The sequence below is a fragment of the Alteromonas sp. CNT1-28 genome (genome assembly GCF_022348345.1).
GTDB classification, from domain to species: domain Bacteria; phylum Pseudomonadota; class Gammaproteobacteria; order Enterobacterales; family Alteromonadaceae; genus Alteromonas; species Alteromonas macleodii.
The window spans coordinates 1-4,996 of sequence record NZ_JAKREZ010000067.1 but is presented as its reverse complement, the minus strand read 5'-3'; the positions used below and the strand labels follow the sequence as shown (position 1 = coordinate 4,996).

The window sequence follows — 4,996 nt, the reverse complement described above, 5'->3', positions numbered from 1 at the left end:
CATACCTGGATTACAAAAGTCCAAATCAATATGAGGCTGATATGGCAAATTTAGGAAAAGCGGCTTAACTGGGTTGTGTGAATTTGCTTGACCACGTCACTGGTATTAATAACTAAACAAATACTATTTCTTTGAGCCTTATATTGTCTTTTTAGATCTACTTCCTATGAACCGAAGACAAAGTGACATATAAATGAACCAGCTTTTAATTAATATCCATGTAAAATTCAACCAAAGGATTGTCACAAATAATGGGGAAATCATCTTCATAAACATTGCATTCGTAAAACCTTTTCCAGCCTCACCTTTTCCAACCACTTCAATTAGCGGCAAAGCCGAAGTTTCAGCCTCTTGCAGTTCACTATAAAAAATTCTCAGATTACCCTTTGAGTAGACTATGGCTTTAGCTATTGCATCTTTCTCATAATCATTAAAGTTTGAGTAGTCTAGCCCATTCAACCTCTGTCTGGTGAATTTGAAGAACAGCTCTTTGCTTGAGATCTCATTGTTTCTCTGCACTTCCTTTATAAGTAATTCAGATGATATTGCCGCAATATCATGAACACCTACTTCTCTATAGATAGACTTATAGAGTTGGTTTTCTGCAGCACTCCTCTTCCTTAAACTTAGATTTTTAAACTTAAGGTACGCTTCGTATAACCTATCTTCCATTACAGTTGAAGTTGAAATAACCAATTGATGCAAAGGGTACTCTTGCGCAGAATCAAGCGCTCCCTCAACTTGAGTAATAGCTATTAATCCTGACAAAGCATCAAAGACTGTCACGTCTGACGTCGATTCAATAAGAGCTCTGTATTCGTTTAAAGCGCACATCTCCAGTGGAATAAACGCTTTGTAGTAATGTTTAAACTCAATTGGTATTCGTTCATTAAACAGCAAAAAGTCGGTATGTTTCTTATAACCTTGTCCGGTCGTAATTAAACTAGTTAATCTTGAACAGGCCTTCCAATCATCGGGGATTTCTTCTTCAGCAATATACTGTGTAAGCCAGACAGCAAAGTATCCAACCCCAAAGAGTAGAAACACCAACGCTGGCATATCAAAAAACAAAGTATATGAGCTGCTATTTTTGTACTTGTGAGTTATATATAGATTGACCCAGAACAGTGTTATTAAACCTCCTGCAATTTTATACCCCGTCAGCATGCTTTGGATTTTTTCATAATCTATAGCGTGTCTAATCTCGAGCAAAAAATTAAGGCAAAACCAAGTTATGCCAGTGAAAGCCATAACAGTAAAGGTTATCAGAATGATGATTATCAGCATGCTGTGTGACTTATCTCGATAATCAGAATGCCTTGTTCTAGACTTCAAACCTGACACCATTTGCTATCAAAACTTGCTGATAAATTCTTTTCGCGTTCGCGCCTATTCTAAGGGAACTCATTTTGCTTTGTACTGGAGTGAGATGGCTATTCCTCCCCAATTTTTTGAAAGCAGTTTCTAAAAGCTCAACTTCACCTTTTGAAAGAGCAAGCTTAGTTGGTTCATGTGGAATGGCATTGTTTAAATTCTGTTTCATAAAATACTCCTATTTTGATACTTGATAGTAACTGAGCATTTTAAATCTCAAAATTTGAGGGAAATCCCCCAAAAAGCAAAAAAAAATACATATGGGGACTCGCTTTTCCCTTTTATGCCTTTCTGAGAAGGCAAAGCCCCCAGACGTCCAAAAAAATGTCATATGGGGTATTTGTAGGCTCACCTAATACTAAAGCCCCTCATTAGAACCCCAAACGGCAAAAATATTGCCGTATCGGGCAAAATGACGAAATTTAGCGAATATCAGGGTTCTCGTAGTAGTTCTAGAGCAGTATTCAATGTTGCGCTTTAATCCACTTCGCTTCAAAACACGCAGGCCAATGTAATGAATTACGTACCGCATAATAACCCACGTTATTTCTTCCTGAATTTCTATGGTATTCATAAAACACTGTACACAAACAAGCGTTCCCGGACGTCCAGTAACGTGGGGAGTAGAGCCAATACACACAAAAACCAAAAATTTTGAAAAAGTGTTCCCGGACGCACCTTTTGGCGATGTTCCCGGACGTCCAGTAACATGGGGAGTAGGGAAGCGACTCAAGAAAAAGATATTAATATAGAAGAACTTTAAATAGAGGCTCAATATACAGGCATTATTCAGCAGCACTGAAAGAGTGCTTAAAATTTCTATATGAAAACAATAGCACCTAAATAATGATTGATGGTCTAGTAGCGATAGCGGAAGACCGTCAATAACTCCGTTGAAAATTATCAGTAACTACAGCCTAACTAATAGTTTGGAATCTTCGCTAATTTCTTCGAGTGAAATGAAGACTCTTCTCCAGTCATTTTGCTTCGTTACACAAATTGCAGTTACAAGTAGCCTCCTTGCTACATCCTCACTCTCAAATACAACGTGCTTAAAATCTGGGAAACAATCCCCATTATTGTTGCGTACTTGGTAACCACCTGCTCGACTTTCTGGTATTCGCTCCCTTTCTTCATCATTCCAGAAAAAGCAATCATCATTAATTGTTAACATCGCTCCTCTCAAGCGTTTCTAATGTACTTCATATAAAAGTACATTAGAGCTCTTTGACGACAAGTTAGAAGGAAACCTAGAATCCCCATGCTGGTTTTGTAAGAGATACCAGCCTATATTCTGAGTTGGTTACACATTGCTCTCGGTTATTAAGAAGCCACTGCAGATCTCGAAGAAGTTGTGGCTCAAGAATTTCGTCATGCTGCCAGTCTATGTAATTCCTTTCTTCTCCGGAAATAAGGGTTTTTCGGTATACCTCCATACAGTAATCTCCGCACCCACCATCATAGTAGCTAACGCATAACCTGGCTGTTTCAATCAACTCTCCAGATTCACAATAATCATCGAACATAGGTATTGAACGCATGTAGTCATGAGGTAAACATAAACCACCAGCAGTCCAATAAGGTTTGCCCACCGAATCGCTTTTGAGGGCATAACACGTTTTGTCTTTTACTCTAAAGATGATACTCACAGCTAACTCCATCATTATCTTAGATGAAATTAGCGTGTAGTATTTTGAGAGGGTGTCAAAAAAAGGAGAATGAAAAGCAGAGCTCTAGCAAGCGCAGGAGGATTTATGCAAGGGAGGTGTCACTTTCTACCAACTCTTTATATTGCTCTATAAGTCGTGAGATTCGGAAAGGACCAATATAAAAAAGAACAGCACCAACCACTATCATTGGAATCCCTATTAATATAGGGGTAAGTAAAATTCCAAAGACAACAAAAAGAGACGAAATTATTTTGGTTTTCTTTAATTCGTTTTTGAGGGTTGTGTCGATGTATTTAATTATAGTCTCTTTAGTCCGTTCACCATAAACGGACGAAACCTGATCTACCATCTTCTTGTATTCTGCTAATACTTTGTAATCCGCCTGCATGTGAGAGCTCCATGTTGTATTTACCCTAATGATACTTTTTATTTAATAAGTGAGCAATTTCCCCCTCCTCCCCAACAACTCTACTCGTCACTAGATGATATCCATCAATCCAAGTGCAAACACACTCGTTACAATTAACACTTTGATAAGCACCTCCCATCTCGATTGCAACATAGCCTCCACTACAGATAGGACATCTGATATCACTATCACAAAATCAACTGGTATATTTATTCACTGAGTCACCGTCAGAAAAAATCTTTTCAACAGGGTTTGGCAGATACCGAAAAACGATAGAAGGAAATTTTTCTTTAAGAACACTTTCAAGCTCGTCAAAATCGGAAGTTAGAAATGTTGGGTTCATAATGTACTTTTTTCCATCGTCGCTTATAGCAATTTGACGCAATGTATACTCCCCACTCTCGTTTAAGTAACTGACATTAAACAAGCCACCAGCATTGAAAGTGACTACTGAGAACTCATCCCTGCTGAGCAAGCCTTTCATTCCATTGTCTGTTTCAAATATATATAGGGTTTGAAATGTGTCTTGGATAGGGACGGCTTTCGTCTTCGAGTTGAATGCTCCACCTGCAAGCTTGATTTGATGTGAAAGAGTGATAAGCGAAAAGTGAGCGGCTTGTTTGATATTCATAAGGTGTCCTCAATTAGATTTAAGGAGACCGTAAGCATAATGTTCTTTTTGTCGAATCATACGACTCTGGTGAAATGTTACTTCGCCGTTCGGGTAAAGCTAGTTAATAATCAGTTTGATTTGACTGTCTTGCTATAGCCCGTACCTTAACCCTTAAAGTCTAATATGAGAGTAGTATGCGAATTAAGAATTACCTTTGGATAGCCGGTACCTACGAATCTGGCAAACCAGAAACTTTTGAGCGAGTTTTTAGAGTCACTGAATATGGGTCAAATAGAAAAGTACAGTGTTCAGTTAAATTGATTATGGAACACGGCTTACCTGTACAGGATGGCTCTGTAGATAAATGGTCTCTGGCCGTGTCCACATCCGGCCACGAACTGTGTTTACCTACTGACACAATTTTTAATCAGAAAGGGTTAGGTATAGGAACATTTTTGAGAGACCGTGTTGTTGAGCAAGCAAAAGTTCAGTTTAAGGGTATGCCGATCAAAAGTGCGTGGCTATCCCCTCGGGATGGTAATGAAGAAAACTTTAAGAGACGCGAGAAATTTTATACTAGTGGCGGCTTTGATGTGTCATATAGTGACAAAGCGACGGGCGATGGAAATGTATTGGCATCTAGTATAGATAAATTAAAAGTATCGAAGCCTGTTTCTGATTATTACATACTAGAAGATAAAGACCTCTTGGGCTTATTTATCGATAGACACAATCAGCACAAGACTGAGCTAAATGAAGCTAATCGAAAACTAAAGGAAGCCTCTAAGCAAAGAGACAAGCACTTAAAAAATGCCAGACGCGCCTATTGGGGAGCCTGTAACAGATTCTGTGTAACTGCCATTAGTTAATATGCTTTTCGAGGCGTTCCTCGAACTCGATAATAAAACGACTCATCGCCTGACGCCAGTT

General features: G+C 38.7%; 7 protein-coding genes. 1 reads left to right on the top strand and 6 read right to left on the bottom strand.

From position 1 onward, the window contains the following. Positions 1-138 precede the first annotated feature (138 nt). From MHN02_RS21080 to MHN02_RS21055, 6 genes are all read right to left on the bottom strand, one after another. Positions 139-1,335, bottom strand: coding sequence for a hypothetical protein (locus tag MHN02_RS21080; protein ID WP_239247920.1), 1,197 nt, complete (start codon positions 1,333-1,335; stop codon positions 139-141). Beyond that, a complete protein-coding gene (locus tag MHN02_RS21075; RefSeq protein WP_061093559.1) occupies positions 1,325-1,543 on the bottom strand; it encodes a hypothetical protein in 219 nt (72 codons plus the stop codon). The genes MHN02_RS21080 and MHN02_RS21075 overlap by 11 nt, the downstream gene beginning before the upstream one ends. 741 nt (positions 1,544-2,284) lie before the next feature. Next, positions 2,285-2,548 carry a hypothetical protein gene (locus tag MHN02_RS21070; RefSeq protein ID WP_239247919.1) on the bottom strand — a complete coding sequence of 88 codons (264 nt, stop codon included), beginning with the start codon at positions 2,546-2,548 and terminating at the stop codon, positions 2,285-2,287. Between the two features lie 76 nt (positions 2,549-2,624). After that, positions 2,625-3,023, bottom strand: a complete 399-nt coding sequence (locus MHN02_RS21065) for a hypothetical protein (protein ID WP_015068579.1) — start codon at positions 3,021-3,023, stop codon at positions 2,625-2,627. A 103-nt stretch (positions 3,024-3,126) separates the two neighbouring features. Further along, complete coding sequence (locus MHN02_RS21060) at positions 3,127-3,432, bottom strand: hypothetical protein (protein ID WP_015068578.1); 306 nt, start codon at positions 3,430-3,432, stop codon at positions 3,127-3,129. 217 nt (positions 3,433-3,649) lie between these two features. Then, on the bottom strand, positions 3,650-4,084 hold the full coding sequence (locus MHN02_RS21055; RefSeq protein WP_015068577.1) for a hypothetical protein: 435 nt from the start codon (positions 4,082-4,084) through the stop codon (positions 3,650-3,652). A gap of 176 nt (positions 4,085-4,260) precedes the next feature. Here MHN02_RS21055 and MHN02_RS21050 point away from each other — a divergent pair, with 176 nt between their 5' ends. After that, positions 4,261-4,935 carry a hypothetical protein gene (locus tag MHN02_RS21050; RefSeq protein WP_239247918.1) on the top strand — a complete coding sequence of 225 codons (675 nt, stop codon included), beginning with the start codon at positions 4,261-4,263 and terminating at the stop codon, positions 4,933-4,935. The last annotated feature ends 61 nt before the right edge of the window (positions 4,936-4,996 follow it).